Annotated in this window: 24 protein-coding genes; 12 read left to right on the forward strand and 12 right to left on the reverse strand. The window is 69.6% G+C overall.

Translation table 11 applies throughout. The features are described from left to right. Positions 1–10: 10 nt before the first annotated feature. The 5 genes from ABZ656_RS07465 to ABZ656_RS07485 all read left to right on the forward strand — a co-directional run bounded on the left by ABZ656_RS07465 (position 11) and on the right by ABZ656_RS07485 (position 5,355). Entirely contained in the window at positions 11–1,078 is a 1,068-nt protein-coding gene (locus tag ABZ656_RS07465) for an MraY family glycosyltransferase (RefSeq protein WP_360265499.1), read from the forward strand. A 95-nt stretch (positions 1,079–1,173) separates the two neighbouring features. Beyond that, the gene (gene dnaK, locus ABZ656_RS07470) at positions 1,174–3,024 is read left to right on the forward strand and encodes a molecular chaperone DnaK (protein WP_067374231.1); all 1,851 of its coding nucleotides are present in this window, start codon (positions 1,174–1,176) and stop codon (positions 3,022–3,024) included. After that, on the forward strand, positions 3,021–3,680 hold the full coding sequence (gene grpE, locus ABZ656_RS07475) for a nucleotide exchange factor GrpE (protein ID WP_101399452.1): 660 nt from the start codon (positions 3,021–3,023) through the stop codon (positions 3,678–3,680). The genes dnaK and grpE overlap by 4 nt, the downstream gene beginning before the upstream one ends. A gap of 33 nt (positions 3,681–3,713) precedes the next feature. Further along, the gene (dnaJ, locus tag ABZ656_RS07480) at positions 3,714–4,898 is read left to right on the forward strand and encodes a molecular chaperone DnaJ (RefSeq protein ID WP_054231330.1); all 1,185 of its coding nucleotides are present in this window, start codon (positions 3,714–3,716) and stop codon (positions 4,896–4,898) included. 4 nt (positions 4,899–4,902) lie between these two features. Next, the gene (locus ABZ656_RS07485) at positions 4,903–5,355 is read left to right on the forward strand and encodes a helix-turn-helix domain-containing protein (protein WP_030617286.1); all 453 of its coding nucleotides are present in this window, start codon (positions 4,903–4,905) and stop codon (positions 5,353–5,355) included. A 57-nt stretch (positions 5,356–5,412) separates the two neighbouring features. On the opposite strand, the gene ABZ656_RS07490 is transcribed toward ABZ656_RS07485, so the two are convergent. The 4 genes from ABZ656_RS07490 to ABZ656_RS07505 all read right to left on the reverse strand — a co-directional run bounded on the left by ABZ656_RS07490 (position 5,413) and on the right by ABZ656_RS07505 (position 9,661). Next, the gene (locus ABZ656_RS07490) at positions 5,413–7,122 is read right to left on the reverse strand and encodes a PA14 domain-containing protein (RefSeq protein ID WP_360265504.1); all 1,710 of its coding nucleotides are present in this window, start codon (positions 7,120–7,122) and stop codon (positions 5,413–5,415) included. A 7-nt stretch (positions 7,123–7,129) separates the two neighbouring features. Beyond that, positions 7,130–9,154, reverse strand: a complete 2,025-nt coding sequence (locus ABZ656_RS07495) for a PA14 domain-containing protein (protein ID WP_360265507.1) — start codon at positions 9,152–9,154, stop codon at positions 7,130–7,132. 177 nt (positions 9,155–9,331) lie between these two features. Beyond that, a complete protein-coding gene (locus tag ABZ656_RS07500) occupies positions 9,332–9,460 on the reverse strand; it encodes a hypothetical protein (RefSeq protein WP_360265510.1) in 129 nt (42 codons plus the stop codon). A gap of 18 nt (positions 9,461–9,478) precedes the next feature. Next, positions 9,479–9,661: a hypothetical protein gene (locus ABZ656_RS07505; protein ID WP_129592049.1), complete on the reverse strand. Its 183-nt coding sequence runs from the start codon at positions 9,659–9,661 to the stop codon at positions 9,479–9,481. Positions 9,662–9,936: 275 nt separating this feature from the next. Here ABZ656_RS07505 and ABZ656_RS07510 point away from each other — a divergent pair, with 275 nt between their 5' ends. Further along, complete coding sequence (locus tag ABZ656_RS07510; protein WP_360265513.1) at positions 9,937–11,064, forward strand: substrate-binding domain-containing protein; 1,128 nt, start codon at positions 9,937–9,939, stop codon at positions 11,062–11,064. Between the two features lie 98 nt (positions 11,065–11,162). Here ABZ656_RS07510 and ABZ656_RS07515 read toward each other — a convergent pair whose 3' ends face one another. Beyond that, a complete protein-coding gene (locus ABZ656_RS07515) occupies positions 11,163–11,291 on the reverse strand; it encodes a hypothetical protein (RefSeq protein ID WP_360265516.1) in 129 nt (42 codons plus the stop codon). Between the two features lie 347 nt (positions 11,292–11,638). On the opposite strand from ABZ656_RS07515, the gene ABZ656_RS07520 reads away from it, so the two are divergent. Then, positions 11,639–12,178 carry a hypothetical protein gene (locus tag ABZ656_RS07520; RefSeq protein ID WP_360265519.1) on the forward strand — a complete coding sequence of 180 codons (540 nt, stop codon included), beginning with the start codon at positions 11,639–11,641 and terminating at the stop codon, positions 12,176–12,178. On the opposite strand, the gene ABZ656_RS07525 is transcribed toward ABZ656_RS07520, so the two are convergent. Beyond that, entirely contained in the window at positions 12,156–12,344 is a 189-nt protein-coding gene (locus tag ABZ656_RS07525; protein WP_360265522.1) for a DUF397 domain-containing protein, read from the reverse strand. The genes ABZ656_RS07520 and ABZ656_RS07525 overlap by 23 nt on opposite strands. 12 nt (positions 12,345–12,356) lie before the next feature. After that, the gene (locus ABZ656_RS07530) at positions 12,357–13,238 is read right to left on the reverse strand and encodes a helix-turn-helix transcriptional regulator (protein WP_360265525.1); all 882 of its coding nucleotides are present in this window, start codon (positions 13,236–13,238) and stop codon (positions 12,357–12,359) included. A gap of 241 nt (positions 13,239–13,479) precedes the next feature. Between ABZ656_RS07530 and ABZ656_RS07535 the strand changes: the two genes are divergently transcribed. Next, positions 13,480–13,941 (forward strand): ATP-binding protein, encoded by a 462-nt coding sequence (locus tag ABZ656_RS07535; protein WP_360265528.1) that lies wholly within the window; start codon positions 13,480–13,482, stop codon positions 13,939–13,941. 102 nt (positions 13,942–14,043) lie between these two features. Further along, a complete protein-coding gene (locus ABZ656_RS07540; protein WP_360265531.1) occupies positions 14,044–14,703 on the forward strand; it encodes a Uma2 family endonuclease in 660 nt (219 codons plus the stop codon). Positions 14,704–14,736: 33 nt separating this feature from the next. Here ABZ656_RS07540 and ABZ656_RS07545 read toward each other — a convergent pair whose 3' ends face one another. From ABZ656_RS07545 to ABZ656_RS07555, 3 genes are read right to left on the reverse strand one after another with little or no spacing between them, the layout of a single operon-like run. Then, positions 14,737–15,591, reverse strand: a complete 855-nt coding sequence (locus ABZ656_RS07545; RefSeq protein ID WP_180361976.1) for a transglutaminase family protein — start codon at positions 15,589–15,591, stop codon at positions 14,737–14,739. Positions 15,592–15,596: 5 nt separating this feature from the next. Further along, entirely contained in the window at positions 15,597–16,529 is a 933-nt protein-coding gene (locus tag ABZ656_RS07550) for an alpha-E domain-containing protein (RefSeq protein WP_360265534.1), read from the reverse strand. Continuing rightward, the gene (locus tag ABZ656_RS07555; RefSeq protein WP_360265537.1) at positions 16,526–18,115 is read right to left on the reverse strand and encodes a circularly permuted type 2 ATP-grasp protein; all 1,590 of its coding nucleotides are present in this window, start codon (positions 18,113–18,115) and stop codon (positions 16,526–16,528) included. Before ABZ656_RS07555 ends, ABZ656_RS07550 begins: the two co-directional genes overlap by 4 nt. 447 nt (positions 18,116–18,562) lie before the next feature. On the opposite strand from ABZ656_RS07555, the gene ABZ656_RS07560 reads away from it, so the two are divergent. Continuing rightward, on the forward strand, positions 18,563–19,597 hold the full coding sequence (locus ABZ656_RS07560; RefSeq protein ID WP_360265572.1) for a LuxR C-terminal-related transcriptional regulator: 1,035 nt from the start codon (positions 18,563–18,565) through the stop codon (positions 19,595–19,597). Here the strand turns inward: ABZ656_RS07560 and ABZ656_RS07565 are convergent. Continuing rightward, positions 19,560–20,549: a helix-turn-helix transcriptional regulator gene (locus ABZ656_RS07565; protein ID WP_360265540.1), complete on the reverse strand. Its 990-nt coding sequence runs from the start codon at positions 20,547–20,549 to the stop codon at positions 19,560–19,562. The two genes, ABZ656_RS07560 and ABZ656_RS07565, sit on opposite strands and share 38 nt — an antisense overlap. Further along, positions 20,546–21,538 (reverse strand): helix-turn-helix transcriptional regulator, encoded by a 993-nt coding sequence (locus ABZ656_RS07570; protein ID WP_360265543.1) that lies wholly within the window; start codon positions 21,536–21,538, stop codon positions 20,546–20,548. The genes ABZ656_RS07565 and ABZ656_RS07570 overlap by 4 nt, the downstream gene beginning before the upstream one ends. 131 nt (positions 21,539–21,669) lie before the next feature. On the opposite strand from ABZ656_RS07570, the gene ABZ656_RS07575 reads away from it, so the two are divergent. Both ABZ656_RS07575 and ABZ656_RS07580 read left to right on the forward strand, forming a co-directional pair. Further along, entirely contained in the window at positions 21,670–21,855 is a 186-nt protein-coding gene (locus ABZ656_RS07575) for a hypothetical protein (RefSeq protein ID WP_351431934.1), read from the forward strand. A gap of 40 nt (positions 21,856–21,895) precedes the next feature. Further along, a complete protein-coding gene (locus ABZ656_RS07580) occupies positions 21,896–22,192 on the forward strand; it encodes a hypothetical protein (protein ID WP_060897060.1) in 297 nt (98 codons plus the stop codon). Positions 22,193–22,290 lie beyond the last annotated feature (98 nt).

Genomic DNA, 22,290 nt, shown 5'->3' on the forward strand with positions numbered 1-22,290 from the left:
AATTGGCGGCGTGCTGTACGGAATCGTCGCCGCCACCTCCGCCCTGCTCCTCGCCGCCGTGCTCGCCGCCCTGCTGCGGCTCCTCGCTCTGCGCCTCGGCGTGGTCGAACGGCGGCGGGCGCGCGCGGTGCCGCTGCTCGGCGGGGTGGCCGTGGTGGCGGTCACGGCGTTCGTCGCCGGGGTCGGGGACTGGACGGACGTGGCGCCGCTGGGGCCGGCGGCCGGGCGGCTGCTGGCCGCCGGGATCGGGGTCGGTGCCCTCGGGCTCGTCGCCGACCTGTGGCCCCCGCCGGCTCTTCTGCGGGTTCCGCTCCAGGCGGCCGTCGTGACCGGCGCCGCCGCGCTGACCGTGCCCTACGACGAGCTCGGACCGGTGGCCGGGATGGTGGCCGTCGGCTGGATCGCCCTCGCCACCCATGCCTTCACCTCGCTCGATCACGCCGACGGAGTGATGGGGACGGTCGCGGTGGTGACCGCCTTCGCACTGAGCGGCTGCGCGGCCGCCGAGGTCATGGACGGGCTCGCGGCGCTGCTGAGCGTGCTGTCCGCCGCGCTGACCGGGTTCCTGATGCACAACTGGCCCCCGGCCCGGATCGTGCCGGGGCGCTGCGGCGCGCTGTTCGTCGGGTTCATGCTGACCTCGGCGGCGGTACTGGTCCACGCCGGGCGGGCGGCCGGGTCGAGCGTGGGCGCCGCGTTCGCGCTGACGGCCGTGGCGACCGCCGACGCCGTACTGGTGCTGGTGTCGCGGCGGCGGGCCCGGCGTCCGCTGCTGCGCGGCGCCCCCGATCATCTGGTCCACCGGCTGCGGCGCCTCGGTGTCACCCCTCGGGGTGCCGCGGTCGTCGTGGGGGTCACCGGCTTCGCGGGTGCACTCGTCGGGATGCTGATCGACATGGGATGGGTGAGCGCGACGGCGGCGTTGTGGGTGGCGGGCGGCGCCTGTGTCGGCGTACTCGTGCTGCTTCGGATCCCCACCTACGGGGGACGGCATGCCCCCGCGTCCGGGAGTCAGTTGACCGAGAAGCCGCAGGTCGGGCCACGTCTACAAGCACACCTGCGTGTAAGCAAGAGATAAGACTTGAGCCTCCATGACTCATGTCTGTTGACCCAGCGGTGAGTGTCGTGCACACTTGAGTCCGTTCCACTCAAGTCATTGCTGGAGGAATTGAAATGGCACGTGCGGTCGGCATCGACCTGGGCACGACTAACTCCGTCGTCAGCGTTCTGGAGGGCGGCGAGCCCACCGTCATCACCAACGCCGAGGGCGCCAGGACCACGCCGTCCGTCGTCGCCTTCGCCAAGAACGGTGAGGTGCTCGTCGGCGAGGTCGCCAAGCGCCAGGCGGTCACGAACGTGGACCGGACCATCCGCTCCGTGAAGCGTCACATGGGCACGGACTGGAAGATCGAGCTCGACGGGAAGAACTTCAACCCGCAGCAGATGAGCGCCTTCATCCTGCAGAAGCTGAAGCGCGACGCCGAGGCCTACCTGGGCGAGAAGGTCACGGACGCGGTCATCACCGTTCCGGCGTACTTCAACGACTCCGAGCGCCAGGCGACGAAGGAGGCCGGCGAGATCGCGGGCCTGAACGTCCTGCGCATCGTGAACGAGCCCACGGCCGCCGCCCTGGCGTACGGCCTGGACAAGGACGACCAGACGATCCTCGTCTTCGACCTCGGTGGCGGCACCTTCGACGTGTCCCTCCTGGAGATCGGTGACGGCGTCGTCGAGGTGAAGGCCACCAACGGCGACAACCACCTCGGTGGTGACGACTGGGACCAGCGTGTCGTCGACTACCTGGTGCAGCAGTTCCGCTCCGGCCACGGCGTGGACCTCGCCAAGGACAAGATGGCGCTCCAGCGTCTGCGTGAAGCCGCCGAGAAGGCGAAGATCGAGCTGTCCTCGTCCACCGAGACCTCGATCAACCTGCCCTACATCACGGCCTCCGCCGAGGGCCCGCTGCACCTGGACGAGAAGCTCACGCGCGCCCAGTTCCAGCAGCTCACCGCGGACCTTCTGGAGCGCTGCAAGACGCCGTTCCACAACGTCATCAAGGACGCGGGCATCAACCTCTCCGAGATCGACCACGTCGTTCTCGTCGGTGGCTCCACCCGCATGCCCGCCGTCGCCGAGCTCGTCAAGGAGCTGACCGGCGGCCAGGACGCCAACAAGGGTGTCAACCCGGACGAGGTCGTCGCCATCGGCGCCGCCCTGCAGGCCGGTGTCCTCAAGGGTGAGGTCAAGGACGTCCTGCTCCTCGACGTCACCCCGCTGTCCCTCGGCATCGAGACCAAGGGCGGCATCATGACGAAGCTCATCGAGCGGAACACGACGATCCCGACCAAGCGGTCCGAGATCTTCACCACCGCCGAGGACAACCAGCCGTCCGTCCAGATCCAGGTTTACCAGGGCGAGCGCGAGATCGCGGCGTACAACAAGAAGCTCGGGATGTTCGAGCTGACCGGTCTGCCGCCGGCCCCGCGCGGTGTCCCGCAGATCGAGGTCGCCTTCGACATCGACGCCAACGGCATCATGCACGTGACCGCGAAGGACCTGGGCACGGGCAAGGAGCAGAAGATGACCGTCACCGGCGGCTCCTCGCTGCCGAAGGACGAGGTCGACCGGATGCGCCAGGAGGCCGAGCAGTACGCGGACGAGGACCACAAGCGCCGCGAGGCCGCCGAGACCCGCAACCAGGGCGAGCAGCTCGTCTACCAGACCGAGAAGTTCCTCAAGGACAACGAGGACAAGGTCCCGGGTGACGTCAAGACCGAGGTCGAGGCCTCCATCGCCGAGCTGAAGGAGAAGCTCAAGGGCGAGGACACCGCCGAGATCCGCACCGCCACGGAGAAGGTCGCCGCGGTCTCGCAGAAGCTCGGCCAGGCCATGTACGCCGACGCCCAGGCCGCGCAGGCCGCCGGTGGCGCCGAGGGTGCCCCCGGTGCCGAGCAGGCCAAGGCCGATGACGACGTCGTCGACGCCGAGATCGTCGACGAGGACCGCAAGGACGGTGCCGCGTGACGGAGGAGACCCCGGGCTTCGAAGAGAAGCCTGCCGTCCCCTCCGGCGCCACCCCTGACGACGCCGAGCCGAAGGCCGCCGCCTCCTCCACGGAGGAGGCGGCGGCCCCGGCCGGGGACGCATCAGCAGCACAGATGGCCGGTCTGACCGCACAGCTGGACCAGGTCCGTACGGCGCTCGGCGAGCGCACGATGGACCTCCAGCGGCTCCAGGCCGAGTACCAGAACTACCGCCGCCGGGTCGAGCGCGACCGGATCGCGGTCAAGGAGATCGCCATCGCGAACCTCCTGACCGAACTCCTGCCCGTGCTCGACAACATCGCCCGCGCGCGGGACCACGGCGAACTGGTCGGCGGCTTCAAGTCGGTGGCCGAGTCGCTGGAGACCGTCGCGGCGAAGATGGGCCTCCAGCAGTTCGGCAAGGAGGGCGAGCCCTTCGACCCGATGATCCACGAGGCCCTGATGCACTCGTACGCGCCGGACGTCACGGAGACGACGTGCGTGGCGATTCTGCAGCCGGGGTATCGCATCGGCGAGCGCACCATCCGCCCCGCGCGGGTGGCGGTCGCCGAACCCCAGCCGGGGGCGCAGACCGTCAAGGCCGACGAGGCCGAGGCGGCCGACGACAAGGAGAGCGGTGGCCCGGACGAGGGCTGACGTTGAACGCATGAGAGAGGAGGGGCGTCGAGGATGAGCACCAAGGACTTCATCGAGAAGGACTTCTACAAGGTCCTCGGCGTCCCCAAGGACGCCACCGAGGCAGAGATCAAGAAGGCGTACCGGAAGCTCGCCCGCGAGTTCCACCCGGACGCCAACAAGGGCAACGCCAAGGCCGAGGAGCGCTTCAAGGAGATCTCCGAGGCGAACGACGTGCTCGGAGACCCCAAGAAGCGCAAGGAGTACGACGAGGCACGCGCCCTCTTCGGCAACGGTGGCTTCCGTCCGGGTCCCGGCGCGGGCGGCGGCAACTTCAACTTCGACCTGGGCGACCTCTTCGGAGGCGGCGCCCAGGGCGGAGCGGGCGGTGCCGGCGGCTTCGGCGGCGGCATCGGAGACGTCTTCGGGGGCCTGTTCAACCGCGGCGGCGCGGGAACCGGCACGCGGACCCAGCCCCGGCGCGGCCAGGACATCGACACCGAGGTGACGCTCAGCTTCACCGAGGCGGTGGACGGCGCGACGGTCCCGCTGCGGATGACGTCCCAGGCGCCCTGCAAGGCCTGTTCGGGCACCGGCGACGCGAACGGCACACCGCGCGTGTGCCCGACGTGCGTCGGCACCGGCCAGGTCGCGCGCGGCTCCGGCGGCGGCTTCTCGCTCACGGACCCGTGCCCGGACTGCAAGGGCCGCGGTCTGATAGCGGAGAACCCCTGCGAGATCTGCCACGGCAGCGGCCGCGCCAAGTCCTCGCGCACGATGCAGGTCCGCATCCCGGCGGGAGTGAGCGACAGCCAGCGCATCCGCCTGCGCGGCAAGGGCGCACCCGGCGAACGGGGCGGCCCGGCGGGCGACCTGTACGTCACGGTCCACGTGGACGCCCACCCGGTCTTCGGCCGCAAGGGCGACAACCTCACCGTCACCGTGCCCGTCACCTTCGCGGAGGCGGCGCTCGGCGGCGAGGTGCGTGTACCGACGCTGGGCGGCCCCCCGGTCACCCTGAAACTGCCCCCGGGCACGCCCAACGGCCGTACGATGCGGGCCCGCGGCAAGGGTGCCGTCCGCAAGGACGGTACGCGCGGCGACCTCCTCGTCACCGTCGAGGTCGCGGTCCCCACGGACGTGTCGGGCAAGGCTCGCGACGCCCTGGAGGCGTATCGCGAGGCCACCGCGGGCGAGGACCCGCGGGCGGAGCTGTTCCAGGCCGCGAAGGGAGCATGAGCAGATGGACGGCCGTCGTCGAAACCCCTATGAACTGACCGAGGAGACCCCGGTCTACGTCATCTCGGTGGCGGCCCAGCTCTCCGGCCTGCACCCGCAGACCCTGCGCCAGTACGACCGCCTCGGCCTGGTCTCCCCGGACCGCACCGCCGGGCGCGGCCGGCGCTACTCGGCCCGCGACATCGAGCTGCTCCGCACGGTGCAGGCGCTGTCCCAGGACGAGGGCATCAACCTGGCCGGCATCAAGCGCATCATCGAGCTGGAGAACCAGGTCGCCGCCCTCCAGTCCCGAGTCGCGGAACTGGAATCGGCCCTGGACGGCGCCGCTGCCGCGATGCAGCAGCGCGAGGCCGCGGTGCATGCCTCGTACCGCCGTGACCTGGTCCCGTACCAGGAGGTCCAGCAGACGAGCGCGCTGGTGGTCTGGCGCCCGAAGAGGCAGCAGTCCTCGGACTGACGTTGGACGCCCATCTGTCGCAGGGGCCCGGAGGCTGAGCCTCCGGGCCCCTGCGCGTCACTTGGCGGGCGCGGTCACCGTCCAGTCGCCGGCGGGCAGGGTCTCGGTGCCGTCGGCCTTCACACCGGTCACCCAGTAGTAGGACGTGGTGCCGCGCTTCGCGCCGGTGTCGAAGTACACGAACGCTCCGGCCGGGGCCTCGTGGATCTTCTCGTACGCGGCGGTGGCGGGGTTCCACCGGTAGATGCGAAAGCCCTGCGCGGATTCGGGAGACCCTTCTTCGCCTGCTCCGAGCCCGGACCAGGTCAGCTGGTTGCCCTCGTCGCCCTCCGCCGCGGACGCCTCCAGACGGAGCGGCGAGCCCTCGGGCGTCGGCACGCTCGGCGTCGTGTCGAGCTCGGTCGCGGCCACCGCCTCGGCCGTCCGGGTCCACTTGAAGGAGGAGTTCCAGGAGGTGTCGATGGCGTCGACGAAGAAGCAGACGCGGTCGCCGTCCGGACGGGTGGTGTACGAGTACGAGGTGGTGTCGGCCGGCAGATACTCCGTCAGCGTTCCGGAGCACACCTGCTCGTCGCCCCAGAGCTCACCCCAGTAGACGGTGTACCTCCCGAGGTCGGCGGCCGGGTTCTTGTCCCACTCCAGCTCGAAGCCGTACTCGGTCGGGGTGACCGTCAGCCCGGTGACGGCGGGCGGCGGGGTGAGGTCCTCACGCTCCCCGGCGGCGGCCACGGAACGCGCGGACTCGTTGCCCGCCGCGTCGAGAACGGTCACCCGGTAGTAGTAGGTGACGCTCTCGACGGCCGAGGTGTCCAGGTACGAGAGCTTGTCCGTACTGCCCACCGGGGTGTACACGCCGTTCTCGCTCGTCGCCCGGTAGACGCGGTAGGACACCGCTCCCGCGACCCCGTTCCAGTCGAGCTGCAGCCCGCGGGACAGGGAGGTGGCGATCAGCCCGGCGGGCGCGGCGGTCGGGGTCCGGTCGGTGGTGGTCACGGCCTGGTCCGGGCTGCCCGCCGACTCGTTGCCTGCCTTGTCGTGGGCGCGGACCTCGTAGTAGTAGGTGTCGCCGGTCGCGGGCACGGTCGTGTCCGTGTACGAGGTGGTGGTCGGCGCACTCAGTCCCGACCAGGTGGTGCTGCCTTTGAGGCGGCGGTAGACGCGGTAGCCGGCGAGGTCCATCTCCTTGTTCTTCGCCCAGGTCAGCTTGGCGTTGCCGCCCGTCGTGTCGTACGAGACGGAAGTCCCGGTCGGGATGAGGGGCTTGACCTTGTCGACGGTGGCGGTGGTGCGGGGGGTGTAGGTGAAGGAGACGTTGGCGGCGCCGGTCCAGTTGGCGTAGTCGACGCGGAGGGTGTGCTTGCCGGAGGGGATCGTGAGGTTGACGGTCTTTTTCACCGTCGAGGAGGCGTTCTTCCAGAGGTCGACCTTGCGGGTGTTGTCGAGGTAGACGCGGATGCCGTCCTGGGCGGTGACGGGAAGGGCGAAGGGGCCTCCCGATCCGAAGTCCCTCGTCACGGTCCAGCGGACGCCGAAGTTGTCCTTGGGGAGGCCGGAGGAGGGGGCCTTCGTGCCCCAGTTCTCGCTGACCGCGGCGTCGCAGTCCGTTTTCTTCGGTGTGCCGGAGAAAGTGGTGTTCGCGTAGAACTGCCTTTTGTAGACGGGGGAGACGCAGTTCGTCGCGGCGGAGGCGGCGGGGGTGGCCACGGTGGTGAGGACACCGGCCGTGGTGGTCAGCACCATGGCCGCCGCCCGCAGGGTGGTCTTCATCGGGAGGTCAGGCTCCGCTCGGCGGGGACACGCTGGAGTCCACGTTGCTGAAGGTCTCCGAGCCGTCGGGAGCGACGACCGAGAGCAGGTAGTAGACGGTCGTGCCGGCGGGCATGGTGGTGTCCGTGTAGTTGGTGGCGGTGGGCGCCAGGGGGACGTCCGTCACGCGGACGTAGGTGCTCGTCGCGCGGTCCCAGCGGTACACGTTGATGCCGGCGGCCTCCGTGGCCACCGAGTCGGCGCACTCGATGTACATGCCGCCCGCGTCGCCGCTGGTCGTGTACGCGGCCACGGAGCAGGGCGCGGTGTCCTCGGGGACGGTTGTCGGCCTGAGGTCGAGTTCGGTGACGGTGACGGTGGAGACGGGACGGTCCCAGTACGCTCCCGTCCACTCGGCGTAGTTGCCGTAGACGTCGGCAGGGATGACGACGTAGGTCTTCTCCTCGCCGTCCGCGGGTTCCGGGCCGACGACGAACTCCGAGGTGCCGGCCGGCACCTCGCCCAGGAAGTCCGGCGTGCAGCACGACCGGTACTCGTAGACCTCGTAGTGGTCCAGGTCCGTCGCCGTGCTGTCGTCCCAGTCGAGCTCGACGCCGTACTCCAGCGGCTCGGCGGTCAGGCCGGTCACGTTCGGCGGCGGGATCTCGTCGCCGGGCCGGGTGACGGTCAGCTCCGCGGAGCCGCTGGACCACAGACCCGCGGTGTTCTTCCGGATCATCACGTAGTGGTAGGTGCGGCCCTGGTCGCCGTCGTAGTCGGTGCAGCTGCGGATCGTGTTGCCGGCCGCGTCGGTGCGGGTCTTACGGCTGCGGCAGTCGACGGGGTAGGCGCTCGAGATGTTCACCGGGGAGGTCTCCGAGCGGAACACCTCGTAGTCGGCGGTGTCGCCTCCCGCGGGCTCCGTCCAGGTGAAGACCGCGCCCCAACTGGGCGTGGTCGCCACCACGTTCGTGGGCGGAGTGATGGTGCGCGCGCTGCGCACGACGGCGGAGGCCGCGGCGTTCCCGGCCGCGTCGACGGCGCTGACCTTGTAGTCGTACGCCTTGCCGTACGACGCCGTGGTGTCGGTGTACGTGGTGGCCGTGGTCTCGGCGAGCTCGGTGTACGAGGTCGAGGTGTCCCGCTTGCGGAGGATCCGGTAGGTGGCCGCGTCCGCGGAGGCCGTCCAGGAGAGGTTGTTGGAGGCCTCCGTGGCGGTGGCGGTGAGGACCGGAGCGGCGGGCGCGGTGTGGTCGTACGTGGTGACCGGCCCCTGGTCGGCGCCGCCTGCCGACTCGTTGCCCGCCTTGTCGTAGGCGCGGACCTCGTAGTAGTACGACTGGCCCGTGGCCGGCGGGGCGTCCGTGTGGCCCCGGCTGGTGGTCGTCGCCACCTTCGTCCAGGTGCCGGTGCCCTTCACCCGCCGGTAGACGCGGTAGCCGGCGAGGTCCATCTCCTTGTTCGCGGCCCAGTCGACCTTGACGAGGGGGAGATTCTCCGCGTCCGGGAACTCGTCGAACCGGGCGCCGGTCGGCGCGAGGGGCTTGACCTTGTCGACGGTGGTGGTGCGGGGGGTGTAGGTGAAGGAGACGTTGGCGGCGCCGGTCCAGTTGGCGTAGTCGACGCGGAGGGTGTGCTTGCCGGAGGGGATCGTGAGGTTGACGGTCTTTTTCACCGTCGAGGAGGCGTTCTTCCAGAGGTCGACCTTGCGGGTGTTGTCGAGGTAGACGCGGATGCCGTCCTGGGCGGTGACGGGAAGGGCGAAGGGGCCTCCCGATCCGAAGTCCCTCGTCACGGTCCAGCGGACGCCGAAGTTGTCCTTGGGGAGGCCGGAGGCGGGGGCCTTCGTGCCCCAGTTCTCGCTGACCGCGGCGTCGCAGTCCGTTTTCTTCGGTGTGCCGGAGAAAGCGGTGTTCGCGAAGAACTGCCGCTTGTAGACCGGCGAGGTGCAGGTGGTGGCCGCGGCGGCGGAGGTGGCGGTGAGGAGGCCGCCTGCGGTGGTGAGCACGAGAGCGGTGGCGGTCACGGCCGTCGTGCGTCTGGCTGGGTTCATGCGTTCCTTCGGTCCTGATCGTCAACGGCGGGCAAAGCCGTTGACGATCAGGACCGACAAGGAAGGGGATTGGTTGTACGGATCTTTGCCGCCCTTTGAAGGTCAGGTGACCTCGAACGTCAGGTGGGTGGACGGGCCGACGCGCCCGTACACGTCCACGGTGGCCACCTCGACGACTTAGGTCCCGCTCGTGGGCGGTGTCCAGGTGAGACTGCCGTTCGTGGTCTGCGCGTACGTGCCGCCGGTGACGCGCCACTGGTACCCGCCGATGACGCGGTCGTCGCCCGCGGGGCGGGTCATCGTCACGGTGGCCGCCTGGCCGGATCAGCCGTGCCCCTTCGGTGTGCCGGAGAAAGCGGTGTTCGCGTAGAACTGCCGCTTGTACGCCGGTGACGCGCAGCTGTTCGCGGCGGAGGCGGGTGCCCCCGATATGGCGAGCAGGCCCCCGGTGGTGGCGATCGTCAGCGTCGCGGCGAGCGCCGGTCCTCCCCGTCCAACTGGTCTCATGCTTCCCCTGATCCGTGCTGCGGTGTGCGCGGCCACCTTGGAGACTCCCGGGCGTGGGGGTGGGTTGTATGCCGCCGGGGAGCGAGTGACGCTAGTCAATCAGAGGGGTTCTGTGGAAGTAGCGGCGCACCCCCTTCCCATCGTGTTCACTTGGGGAACACAGAATGCTGTTGCCATCTCGTTAAGTGGTTACTCCTTGACGCTGAGGTGATCGCCGCGTTGGCTTTCAGCCACCTGGGTCGCAAAGCAGCTACCTCGCCCGGAAGGCACCTGATGTGAACACTCGTAACACCCGGCTTCGTCGTACCGCCATAGCCCTGGCCGGCTCCGCGATGACCGTCTCCCTCGCCGCGTGCGGTGTCGTGGACGGGATCGGCGGCAGCAACACCAAGGCGAGCCCGACCAAGGGTGACGACATCACGGTTGGCCTGCTCCTCCCGGAGAAGGCCAACACCCGTTACGAGAAGTTCGACTACCCGATCATCGAGCAGCAGGTCGCCAAGCTCACCAACAACAAGGGCAAGGTCGACTACGCCAACGCGGGCCAGAACGCCGCCAAGCAGAGCCAGCAGTTCCAGCAGATGGTGGCCGACAAGGTCGACGTGATCCTCGTCGACGCGGTGGACTCCAAGGCCATCGCGAGCGATGTGCAGAAGGCCAAGGACGCGGGCATCCCCGTCATCGCCTACGACCGTCTGGCGCAGGGCCCGATCGACGCGTACATCTCCTTCGACAACGAGCTCGTCGGCCAGGTGCAGGGCAAGGCCCTCCTGGAGGCGCTGGGCACCGACGCCTCCTCGAAGAAGATCGTCATGATGAACGGCTCGCCCACCGACCCGAACGCGGCGCAGTTCAAGGCCGGCGCCCTGGGTGAGCTCAACGGCAAGGTCGTCATCTCCAAGTCGTACGACACCACGGACTGGGACCCGGTCGTCGGCAAGGCCAACATGGAGAAGGCCATCACGGCCATCGGCCTCAACAACATCGCCGGTGTCTACTCCGCCAACGACGGACTCGCGGGCGCCGTCATCGACGCCCTGAAGACCATGGGCGTCAGCAAGGTGCCGCCGGTCACCGGCCAGGACGCCGAGCTGGACGCGGTGCAGCGGATCGTCCGGGGCGAGCAGTACATGAGCGTCTACAAGTCCTACCCCGACGAGGCCTCCGCGGCCGCCGAGATGGCCGTGGCGAAGATCCAGGGCCGTGGCATCGAGTTCGACGCGCTCACCCGCGACAAGGTCGACAGTCCCACGACCAAGAAGATCCCCTCCCAGCTGATGCCCGTGGTCGCCCTGACCAAGGCGAACATCAAGGAGACGGTGATCCAGGACGGCATCTACACCGTCAAGCAGATCTGCACGGCCTCGACCAAGGCGGACTGCACGGCGATCGGCCTCAAGTAGTCGTGCTTCCGCACTGACGGCCTGCACCGACGTCCTGCACTGACGAACGCGCGGGAGCCCTGGGCGAGGGGGCTCTCGCGCGTTCGTCGGATCAGGGGTCAGCGCCCCATCGACTGCCAGATCGTCAGCGCCTGTGCCGTGCACGAGGGGCGGCCGCGAGGCAGGGCAGGGGCGAGGCGCAGCCGCTCCGGTTCCAGGACGACGCTCTCGGCCTCAGGCGTCGGCATCGGCGGGACGTACCCGCGCTCACGGCCGTGGTGGGCGGCACCGCGCGCGGCCGGCGTCGCTCATCTCCGGGCTCCTTTCGGGTGCTCCAGTGCTTCTCAGGTACGTACGTCCGGGGGCGGGCAGTGCGGCCCGTTCGGCCGCGGTGCTGGTGGTCGCGGCCGCTGCCGGTGCAGGCGAAGCCCTTGCCGCCGATGAGGACGTCGAGCCCGCGTACCCGCATCCGCAACCGGGGGGACGGGAACGACCGGGACATGCCGCCGGACACTGAATCGGACTGAACCGGGTCGGCGACAGCGTGATCGCCGGGTGAACCGTTTCGGGGCTGCGCGTGTCTCAGAGGGGGACCGTGCTTGTTGTGTTTGACGCGCTAGTTGTGCTGGAGGCGTTCGTGGCCATGATCGGCCTGTTCTGGATCACCAAGGAGAGCGTGTACGTGGGCGCCGAGCCCGAGGGGTACGGGCGCGGGGTGCGGCTCACTCCCGAGGGGCTTCAGGCCGTGGGCACGGGCCAGGAGGGGTTCTGGCCCTGGGCGGACGTCCGCGCGGTCACGGTCCACGACGTGCAGGTGCGCTCCAGTACCCGGTGGCTGGTGAACAACGTGATGGACACGGTCCTCGACGTGGCGACGGGCGGCGGTGAGGCGCCGCCCGCGTTCGAACTCCATGTACGGACGGACGAGGAGAAGGCCGAGCTGACGGTGTACACCGCGGCCGTCGGCGGCTATGTCCAGTCCGAGTACGAGCTGTCGGTGGCACTGCTGAACCGGTTCGTGGACGGTACGGCGGACGTGGCGCGGCTGCTGGAGTGGGGAAGCGTCGAGGGCGACGGCGTGACGCCCTGGCGGGCGGCGCGCGAGGCCCTGCTCACGAGCTGGGCCGCGGCCTGAGGTGGTGCAGGAGGGCGGCGAGCCCCTCCGGGGTGGTGGCGAGTACGGTGCGGGGTTCGTCGCTCTCGCGCAGGCGGATCGTTCCGTCGGGGGCGACGGCGACGTTCACGCATTCGCCCTGCGGGCCGCCGCTGAACGTCGACTTCTGCCAGTCGAGTTCGGACATCGTGGCTTCCCCCTAAAGCGTGTAGAGGAGGTGCTGGACGAGGCCCAGCGAGTCTTTCACTGAGTGTGCTTCAGGGGCCAACGATACGTCGACGGGGGCAAGGGCGTTCTCGACGAGACGGTCGAACATCTCGCCGTACCGGCGGAGTTGCGTCCGCTCGCTCAGGTACCGGGCGCCCGTGGGCTGCTCCAGAACCACGGTGCTGAGTTCTGAGGAGCCCGGGACGATGTGGACGAAGTTCCCGCTCAGCGCGGCGTGGGCCTGGGCGCTGAACGGGTACACCTGGATGGTCACATGCGGCAGGCGTGCCAGTTCGATGAGCCGCAGCAGCTGTTCGCGCATCATCTGGGGGCTGCCGAAGCGCATGTGCAGGGCTGCTTCGTGGATCACCGCGTGTACGGCGGGAGGGTTCTCGCGCGTGAGAATGTGCTGCCTCTCCATGCGGAACCTCAGGGCTTGCTCGGTGTTCTCGAAGCCCAGTTTGGGGCTGTTGAAGATGGCCTGGGTGTACGCGGCGGTCTGAAAGAGCCCCGGCACGAAGAGGGACTGGTGCACCCGCAGGGCCACGGCACTCGACTCCAGCTCCGCCAGGCTGAGCGCGCCCGCTTCCATCGGTCCCTTGTAGGCGCTCCACCAGCCCTTGCCGGTGGCCTCGGACAAGGTCACCAGAGCGTCTACGTACGTCTTATCTGTGCATCCATAGGAGTGGCACAACTCCCGGAGTCGCTCCGTCAGGATCGTCGTCTTCGCGGTTTCGATCTGGCTCAGCTGGGCGCGCCCCATGCCGATCCGCCCGGCCGCCTCGCCGGCGCTCAGTCCTGCTTGTTCGCGCAGCTGTTTGAGCTCGAAGCCGAGTCGTCGCTGACGCTCGCTGATGGTGGTGCGCAGTCCCACGGTCCACTCCTCGTCCGTTCGCCCGAAGTCTCTCTAGGTCAAGGGAGTTCGTCCACCGATATGGGCGAATAGCTTGAACAATGTAAACCTCCTCCCCTACCGTGAGTGCGTTGCCGCTAACGCTCCGGAACCGTACCGGAGTCGTCCAACTCCCCTGCCCACAAACGAAAGCGCACCCGGACCGTCGGCCAGCCGGATCCGGGCCATGCCATCGCGGGCGTACGACAGGAGCCGAACCCCCATGGAAGCTGCCCGCAGGGCGCCCCACCGGCCTGCCCAACTTGCCTACGACTACAGCCTCTTCGCTCCCGCCGACGCCACCGCTCCCAAGGTCTGCCGGGACTTCGTACGCGCCGTGCTCCTCACCCTCGACCGCGCACCCCTCGTGCTGCCCGCGATCCTGTGCACCTCGGAACTCGTCACCAACGTCCACCTGCACACCAAGGGCACCACCATGCTCCGCGTCCAGCTCACCCCGGCCCGTCTGCGGGTCAGTGTGTACGACGAGAGCCACGACGCCCCGCGTACGCCGGAGGCCACCCCCACCGCCTGCCGGGGCCGCGGCCTCGCGCTGGTCGCCGAGGTCGCGGACCTGTGGGGTGTGGCAGCGGACCGGGCGGGGCGGTTCACGAAGGGGGTGTGGTTCGAGTTGAGAGGCGAGGGGGAGCACGGCGGATCGTTCCGTCCTCACCGCATCGGGTGACCCGGAGCCGGTTCCCCTGGTCGGCCCTGTCGCCGTACCTACCGTGATCGCGTTGCTTGTGCCCTATGGACGCCAAGCCCACACTTGAGAGGAGGTGTCGCCATGACCGCTCTTGCGCACGAGAGGCCCGAGACCATGCCTGAGATCAGGACCGAGTCCGTGTCCCCGGCCGAGAACGGCCCCGACCTGGACGAGGTCGTCCGGCACGCATGGAAGGCCATGGAACTCCCCGAGGGCTACCGCGCTGAGATCATCGAGGGAGCCATCGAGGTGTCGCCCACCGGTCGCTATTCGCACGGCCAGATCATCAATCTTCTCCGGGACGATCTGGCGGTCTTCTTGAAGGACGGGGACTTCGTCGCCCGCAACGACATGAACGTCATCCACGAGGGCAGCGCTTGGGTACCGGATCTCTTCATCGTTCCCAGGGACACGGACCGTTACGTGACGGCTGATGGCCTCGGGGTCACAGCCGCTGCCGTCCGCCTGGTGATCGAGGTGGCCTCCCCCGGCAAGCGCAGTCAGGACCGCGACCGCGTGAAGAAGCGCCGCGAATACGCCCGCGCCGGCATCCCCGTCTACGCCATCATCGACGACCACGACGCGCAGGGCACCGTCACCGTCCTCACTCAGCCCCAGCCGGAGAAGGCCGACTGGGTCGGAGTCCACCGGGTCCCCTACGGCACCGACGTCACCATCCCGGAAGGCCCCGCCAAGGGTTTCGTGATCGGGGAGACGATCACCGGGCCCAAGCGGAGCTGAGCCCGCGCCCGACCCATGGGGGATACCTCCCCCTCACGCCACCCGCGTGAACTCCACCGTCACCTCCGGTGGGCCCCCGGCCACGCCCCGGTAGATCCCCTTGTGCGGGGTGACGTCGTCGTAGTCGCGGCCACGGCCGACCACGACGTGGGACTCGTCGGCCCGGGTGCTGTTGGTGGGGTCGTAGCCGGTCCAGTCGCCGGCCCAGTACTCGATCCAGGCGTGGCTCTGGCCGGCGACGGGTCGGTGGAGTTCGGCCTCGCGTTCGGGGTGGAGGTAGCCGGAGACATAGCGGGTGGGCAGGCCCAGGCCGCGCAGGAGGGCCGCCGTCAGGTGGGCGATGTCCTGGCAGACGCCCGCACCCTGTTCCCAGGCCTCCATGGCGCCGGTGTTCACGCCGGTGGCGCCGGGGATGTACGAGACCTGGTCGGTGACCATGGACGAGACCGCGACCGCCGTCTCGTGGGGGTCCAGGCCCGTCGACGCCGACCTCGCCCGCTCCACCAGCTCCTGTGACACCCTCGTACGGCTGGTCGGGGACGCGTACTCCAGGAGGCGGGAGTTCGCCGTCGTTCTCGCGACCTCCGCCCAGGTCGGCGCGGGGGGCAGTGGGCCCGGTGGGGCCGTTTCCACCAGGCTCGACGCCGTGATGGTCAGGTCCTCGTGCGGTTCCATCAGGTCGAAGCCCGTCACCTGGGTGCCCCAGTAGTCCCAGTACGACCAGGTGGGCGTGGTCGGGTTGACCGTGACCCTGGCGTCCAGGGTCGTCTGGCCGGGGAGCGTCAGGGGGGTCATGCGGACCTCGTTGTGGGAGGAGACCGCGGCCTGCGCGTACGAGACGCGGGTGGTGTGCCGGATCCGCAGCCGGCGCGTCACGGGAGTGCTCATCGCGCTCACGCTCCTTCCTGGGCCCACTCGACGGGCCCCTGGTACGGGAAGAACCTCTCCGCCACCGCCTCCGCCGAGGCCATGCACGCTTGTTGCAGGTCACGGAGGAGCAGGGGGAGCTGTTCCTCCAGGGCCGTCAGGTCCAGGTATTCCAGGCGGGTTCTCATCCGGCCTATCGGGCGGCGGGCCGGGTCCTGACGGGGGCGGCCGAGGGCGGCGAGGCACTCCTCGGCGGTGGTGAGCGCGTGCAGGGCGGACCGGGGGAAGTCCCGGTCAAGGAGGAGGAATTCGGCCACTCTCGGGGTGTCGCCGAAACCTCCGTACACCCGGGCGTACGCCTCGTCCGCGCCGCTCGCGCTCAGCAGCGTCGGCCAGTCGGGCGCGTGGGCGGCGTCCAGCACACGGACGGAGAGGAGCCGTACGGTCATGTCCACCCGCTCCAGGCTCCGGCCCAGCACCACGAAACGCCAGCTGTCGTCGCGGCTCATCGTGGAGTCGGCGAGGCCGAAGAAGAGGGCGGCCCGGCGGCGTACCAGCTCCAGGTACGCGTACGGGCCCGTACGGCGGGCAGCGAGGCGCTGGTCGGCCAGCGCGTGCCAGGTGGAGTTGAGACACTCCCACATCTCGGAGGAGACGGCCTCGCGGGCGCTGCGGGCGTTGAGGCGGGCGGCTCCGAGCGCGCCCTCGATGGAGCAGGTGGAGCGGGCGTCGAAGGCGAGCTGGTCCAGGACCCGCTGCATGTCGACGCGTTCGGCGCCCGCGTCGACGCCGAGGATGGCGTACAGGGAGCGGCAGGCCACGTCCTCGTCGCGCCAGGGGTCCTCCAGGAGGCGGTGGAGGTAGGCGTCGAGGATGCGGCCGGTGGCGTCCGCCCGTTCGACGTAACGGCCCGTCCAGGTCAGGGCCTCGGCTATGCGGGAGAGGATCACGTCGTTCACTGCTGCTGTGCCCCTTCCTGTACGACGCCACGGTCGCCGTCGGGTCCGAGCTGGCGCGGGACCACGTCCAATGCCGTGCGGCCGCCGTCGGGGTCCTCGGCGACGGGGGTCCCCCCTGTTCGGGCGAGGTCGAGAACCTGGGGGAGCTCGGCGGGGCCCTCCGCCAGCACCCAGGTGTCCTTGGAGCCGCCGCCCTGGCTGGAGTTGACGATGAGATTGCCCTCCTGGAGGGCGACCCGGGTGAGGCCGCCGGGCAGCACCCAGACGTCCGTGCCGTCGTTGACGGCGAACGGGCGCAGGTCGATGTGGCGGGGCGCCATCCGGTCGCCCGCGAGGGTGGGCGAGGTGGAGAGCGCCACGGGCCGCTGCGCGATCCAGCCACGCGGGTCGGCGGCGACGGCCTCCCGGGTGCGCTCCAGGGTGTCCAGGTCGGCCTTGGGGCCGATGACGATGCCCTGGCCGCCCGCCCCGTCCACCGGCTTGATCACCAGCTGGTCGATCTGGTCGAGGACGGCGTCCAACTGGCCCGGTTCGTCCGGACGGTAGGACTCGACGTTCGGGAGAACGGGCTCCTCGCCGAGGTAGTACCGGATCAGATCGGGTACGTACGTGTAGAGGAGTTTGTCGTCGGCGATGCCGTTGCCCACGGCGTTGGCGAGCGTGACGGTGCCCGCCTGGGCGGCGCTGAGGATGCCGGGGCAGCCGATCACCGAATCGGGCCGGAAGTGCAGCGGATCGAGGAAGTCGTCGTCGAGCCGTCGGTATACGACATGCACCGGCATCTCGCCCCGCGTGGTCCGCATCCAGACACGGTTGTTCCGGCAGACGAGATCGTGCCCCTCGACCAGCTGCACCCCCATCAGCCGGGCCAGCAGGGCGTGTTCGAAGTAGGCGGCGTTGCTGGGGCCGGGGGTGAGCACGACGACCCTCGGGTCGCCGGCCCCGTCGGGCGCGGCGGCGCGCAGGGCCGCCAGAAGTCTCTGCGCGTAGCCGTCCACGGGGACGACGTGCTGTTCGGCGAAGAGGGACGGGAAGATCCTGGTCATCGCGCGCCGGTTCTCGATGACGTACGAGACTCCGGACGGCACGCGGACGTTGTCCTCCAGGACCCGGAAGTCCCCGGCCTCGTCCCGTACGAGATCGATGCCGGCGACATGGATCCGTACGCCGCCGGGTGGCTCGATCCCGTGGGCCGCCCGGTGGAAATGGGGGGAGTTGAGCAGGAGACGCCAGGGCACGACCCCGTCCTCGAAGGCGCGGCAGGGTCCGTAGGCGTCGGAGAGGTAGGCCTCCAGGGCTCTCACCCGTTGGGAGACCCCCCGTTGGATGAGGTCCCATTCGAGGGCGTCGAGGATCCTGGGGACCAGGTCCAGCGGCCAGGGGCGCTCCTCGCCCGCGAAGGCGTAGGTCACGCCCCGGTCGGTGAACGCGCGGGCCATCTGGTCGGCCCGGAAGCGCAGTTCACCCGGTTCGATCGGCTGCAGGGCGGCCAGTACCGGCTCATAGGCGGTCCTGACTTCACCCGGCCGCTCAAACATCTCGTCCCACGCATCGGCCAACGCGTACGCGTCAAATATGTCCGCCATGGCCTGACGGTAGGTGCGGTACGTAACGTACCGATCACTCGACGATTTCCGGCAGCTCACGCGATCCGGACAGGGGCCGCGGAGCCCTGGCCGGACGAGGAGTGTCCGGCCAGGGCGGGCCAGGACGCCGTGTCGTCCCGGTGAACCGGGTCCACCATGGCACCGGGGCGCGCACCCCGACCACCGTCATCTTGTTGCAGAGCGTCGTGCGGAGGTGGGGATATTTCCGTACGTATATGGGCGAGAGGGGGCGTGCGAAGGGCGCAGCCGTGTTGCGATGGCGGTCGGGTCCGCGCATAGTTGCGCTGCGGACGGCGCGGAGCGTCACCGTGCCGCAGTGTGAAGTGTTGCGCCAGGGAACGGTGCGCGGCGTCGCAGCGCCGAGGCTGTGGGGCGTCGCACCGCGGGAGGATGCCGGAGCCGGTGGGCGGGAGCCAGGGGTGGGAGATGGCCGGGCACGGGACGGACAGGCATCCGCACGGCGCTGACCGACTGTGCGAGGCCGGGGACCGCGTGTATTCCCGGGCGGTGCGGCGCGGGCGGGTGCCGCGCGCGGACGCGGAAGCGGTGCCCTGTCTGCTGGAGTTGGCGTTGCTGCACCCCGACCCCGACGACATGGGGTGGCTGGTGCCGACCTCGCCGCAGGAGGTCATGACACGGCTGCTGCGGGGCGTGTACGAGGAAATCAGCGCCAGCCAGGCGCGCGTGGGCGACGCGGTGGCGGCGTTCGAGTGGTACGCCGGGCTCGGCGGGCGCGTCCAGGCGCCGGGCGAGGGCGTGGCGATCCGAGTCCTGGACGGGCTGCCCCGGATCCGGGCCGCGATGGACGAGGCGACCGAGGCCTGCACGACCGAGGTGCTCACCGTGCAGCCCGGCGGCATCCGCCGCGAGGACGAACTCTCCGAGGGACTGCATCGGGCGCTGGAGATGCGCCGGCGGGGTGTGCGGATGCGCGACCTGTACACGCACGTGGCCCGGCACGGCCAGGGCCTGCACAACTACATGGAGCTGATGGGCGACGCGGCCGAGGCCCGCACCCTCGACGAAGTCGTCGAGCGCCTCATCCTCTTCGACCGCAAGGTGGCCTTCATCCCGGCGAACGCGGACCGCACGATCGCCCTGGAACTGCGCCACCCCGCCCTCGTCGACTACCTGGTCACGGTCTTCGAGCGGCTGTGGCGCCTCGCGATCCCGCTCGCCGCGCCGCTCCCGGAGACCGGCATCGACGGCATCACCCACCGCGAGCGGTCCATCGCCGCGCTGCTGGCGGAGGGACACCAGGACGCGGTGGTCGCGGAGCGGTTGGGGATCAGCGTCCGTACCTGCCGCGCGCACATCGCGCGCCTCTCGGAGACCCTGGGCGCGGCGAGCCGTACGCAGTTGGGGGTGCGGATCGCGCAGGCGGGTCTGGACGGACCGCAGCGCGCTGCGGAACTGCTGCAGCTCAGTGATCCCGGTCGAGAATCCCCGACCGCCCGATGAGGTAGCCGAGCTGGGCCCGGCTCTCGCTGCCGAGGGTGACGGCGAGTTTGGCGATGTGGACGCGGGCGGTGCGGACGTTCATGCCGAGGCGGTCGGCGATCACGGTGTCCGTGTGCCCTTCGACGAGCAGGGCGGCTATGGCGCGTTGGCGGGGGGTGATGCCGTTGTGGGACGGGTGCTGGACGGCTTCGGGGTACATGGGGGTGGCCAGGCGCCAGAGCCGGTCGAAGGTGGTCACGAGGTAGGAGACCAGGGCCGGATGGCGGACTTCCAGGGCGAGGAAGCCGTCTTTGTCGGCGGGGATGAAGGCGACGGCGCGGTCGACGGCGATGAGCCGGTCGGTGATCTCGTCCAGGCTCCGCGCCTCGACGTCGCCGTTCAGCTGTTCGTAGCGGGCGAGAGTCATGGGTGAGTGGCGGAGCGTGTGCTGGTAGAGGGTGCGGATGCGGGCGCCTCGGTCGAGCAGGGCCTGGTCGCGGGCCAGGGCGAGGCCCTCGGCCACGACGCCACGGTTACCGGCGAGACCGTTGTGCGGCTGGATGCACAGGATTTCGCGGGACGCGGCGGCCATGGCCTCGGTGATGGCCCCGTTGATCCGCTCCGTGCCGCTGAGGACCCGGATCGTCGGGGTGTCCGTGGCTGCCGTGCGCCGGCCGTCGATCCGCATCAGCGGCTCGAACACCGCGGCCAGTCTGGTCTCGCGCCGTCGTTCTTCCGCGACGCGTTCCTCGGAGGTCCGTAGTAACCGGTGGAGGGCGACAGCCGGGGCGACGGGCTCCAGCCAGTTCAGATCCTCGATGGCCGGGTGCACCAGTCCGAAGTCGACGAGGCAGGGCGCTTCGGCGGCGTCCGCGCTGCGTACGCGCCCTTCACGCAGGGCCCGTTCGTACAGCTCCGATCCCGCCGCGCACAGTTCTTCCACGCCGTGGGCCAGGTGCGGCGCGTCGGTCACCCCGCCGCTCCCTCCTGCTTGAGGATTCCCGATTCCGCTATGAGGTAGCCGAGTTGGGCGCGGCTGCCGCTGCCGAGAGCGGTGGCCAGCTTGGCTATGTGGGCGCGGCAGGTGCGGACGTTCATGCCGAGACGGCGCGCGATGGCCTCGTCGACGTGGCCCTCCACGAGGAGCTTGGCGATGGAGTGCTGGATGTTGGTGATGCCGCCCAGGGCGGGTTCGTAGGGGGCGCCGGCGCTGAGCGGGACGGCGCGGTCCCACATGAACTCGAAGACCTTGATCAGATAGCGGACCAGGCCCGGGTGGCGAAGCTCCAGGGCGACCTGCTGGTCGTCGCGGGTGGGGATGAAGGCGACGCTCTCGTCGCAGACGATGAGACGCTCTACCAGCTCGTCGACGGTGCGGTATTCGACCTTGCCGTCCGAGAGCTGGGCCACATACGCCAGCTTCTCGGGACTGTGGCGGGCCGTGTGTTGATACAGCGTCCGGATGCGCACACCACGTTCGATCAGAGGCCGGTCGCGCTCCAGGCCGAGAAGAAGGCTGCGCTCGGAGCCGCGGTCGCTCGGCTGGATGGTGAGCATCTCGGTCTGGCACTGGGCCGTGGCCAGGTTGAGCGCCGCGTTGATCCGGTCCCCGCCCTCCAGCACCGTGATGGAGTGCGTGGACGTGGCCTCTTGTGCGCTGAGGGCCATGAACGGCTCAAAAGCATCGCTCAGTTCGACCGACAGCCGTCTGCGCTCGGCGATCTCGCGCTCGATGGGGTTGAGTCGCTGAGCCAGGGCGACGAACGGGGGCACCGGACGGAGCCAGCTCGCGTCGTCGGGATCGGGGTGAAGGAGCGCGAGTTCCATCAAGCAGGGGGCGGGCGCCACGTCCGCGCGTGCGATTCGTCCGGTGCGCAGGGCGTTCGCGTAGAGGCGTCCACCCGCCTCGCACAGATCGGTCACCCCGTGGGGATGTGTCGCGTTAGTCTGATTTGTTGCCAAAACTCCACCCCCCAGGGTCCTGAACGTGCAGGAACATGATGCATCGATTATGTGGCCACGACGTGCCCGAATGAGCCATCGTCTTACTCGACGGGGGAAGACGGGACTTTCAAGTGAGGACGAAGCCGACTATGCGTAACAAAATGCTTCGCTCGGTGCTTGTCGCCGCCTTCTCCGCCGTGGTGGCATTCGGAGCTCTGGGCGGCCTCTCCGGCGCGAAGGGTGATGTCCGGGCGGACAGTCACTGGCCGGCGGCAGCAGCGGATATCCAGAACATCCAGACGGTGAGTACGGCGGACGACGGCTCCGGGAGCTGACGTGACCACACCCCCCGACGACCGATCCTTCCGCCGAGAAATGGCCACCGCATACCGCTCCGGCTGGCACTTCATCGACCTGGCCACCGCCATTCCCCATAGCGGTGACTCGTTGATGGTGACGGTGTTCGGAGAGCCGGTCGTCGTCACCCGGGATGACGACGAGGACGTCCGGGCGTACCGGTGTCTGCGGCGCCCGCGCGGCGCGCCGCAGCCCGTGCGATGTGCCATTCGGTACGGAATGATCTTTGTGAACCTCGACCAGCGTGACCACCAGCTGGCCGAGCCGGAACTCCCGGACGTAAGGACCATCTCAGCCACCCCCCGCAGTGCCTGACGCGATTCCCCCGTCGTAGTAGATCGCGCAGGTACTTCCCCCCGCAGCGGGGGGAGCGACTGGCCCACAAGAGGAAACGCAAGGCGGAGTGTGGGGAG

Source organism: Streptomyces sp. NPDC007095 (genome assembly GCF_040634475.1).
Lineage (GTDB): Bacteria > Actinomycetota > Actinomycetes > Streptomycetales > Streptomycetaceae > Streptomyces.

Coding starts and splice junctions, on each gene's coding strand:
- dnaK (WP_067374231.1), top strand. CDS start 1,174: ATGGCACGTGCGGTCGGCATCGACCTGGGCACGACTAACTCCGTCGTC.
- dnaJ (WP_054231330.1), top strand. CDS start 3,714: ATGAGCACCAAGGACTTCATCGAGAAGGACTTCTACAAGGTCCTCGGC.
- ABZ656_RS07485 (WP_030617286.1), top strand. CDS start 4,903: ATGGACGGCCGTCGTCGAAACCCCTATGAACTGACCGAGGAGACCCCG.
- ABZ656_RS07490 (WP_360265504.1), bottom strand. CDS start 7,122: ATGAAGACCACCCTGCGGGCGGCGGCCATGGTGCTGACCACCACGGCC.
- ABZ656_RS07495 (WP_360265507.1), bottom strand. CDS start 9,154: ATGAACCCAGCCAGACGCACGACGGCCGTGACCGCCACCGCTCTCGTG.
- ABZ656_RS07505 (WP_129592049.1), bottom strand. CDS start 9,661: ATGAGACCAGTTGGACGGGGAGGACCGGCGCTCGCCGCGACGCTGACG.
- ABZ656_RS07515 (WP_360265516.1), bottom strand. CDS start 11,291: ATGCCGACGCCTGAGGCCGAGAGCGTCGTCCTGGAACCGGAGCGGCTG.
- ABZ656_RS07525 (WP_360265522.1), bottom strand. CDS start 12,344: ATGTCCGAACTCGACTGGCAGAAGTCGACGTTCAGCGGCGGCCCGCAG.
- ABZ656_RS07535 (WP_360265528.1), top strand. CDS start 13,480: ATGGAAGCTGCCCGCAGGGCGCCCCACCGGCCTGCCCAACTTGCCTAC.
- ABZ656_RS07540 (WP_360265531.1), top strand. CDS start 14,044: ATGACCGCTCTTGCGCACGAGAGGCCCGAGACCATGCCTGAGATCAGG.
- ABZ656_RS07545 (WP_180361976.1), bottom strand. CDS start 15,591: ATGAGCACTCCCGTGACGCGCCGGCTGCGGATCCGGCACACCACCCGC.
- ABZ656_RS07555 (WP_360265537.1), bottom strand. CDS start 18,115: ATGGCGGACATATTTGACGCGTACGCGTTGGCCGATGCGTGGGACGAG.
- ABZ656_RS07560 (WP_360265572.1), top strand. CDS start 18,563: ATGGCCGGGCACGGGACGGACAGGCATCCGCACGGCGCTGACCGACTG.
- ABZ656_RS07575 (WP_351431934.1), top strand. CDS start 21,670: ATGCGTAACAAAATGCTTCGCTCGGTGCTTGTCGCCGCCTTCTCCGCC.
- ABZ656_RS07580 (WP_060897060.1), top strand. CDS start 21,896: ATGGCCACCGCATACCGCTCCGGCTGGCACTTCATCGACCTGGCCACC.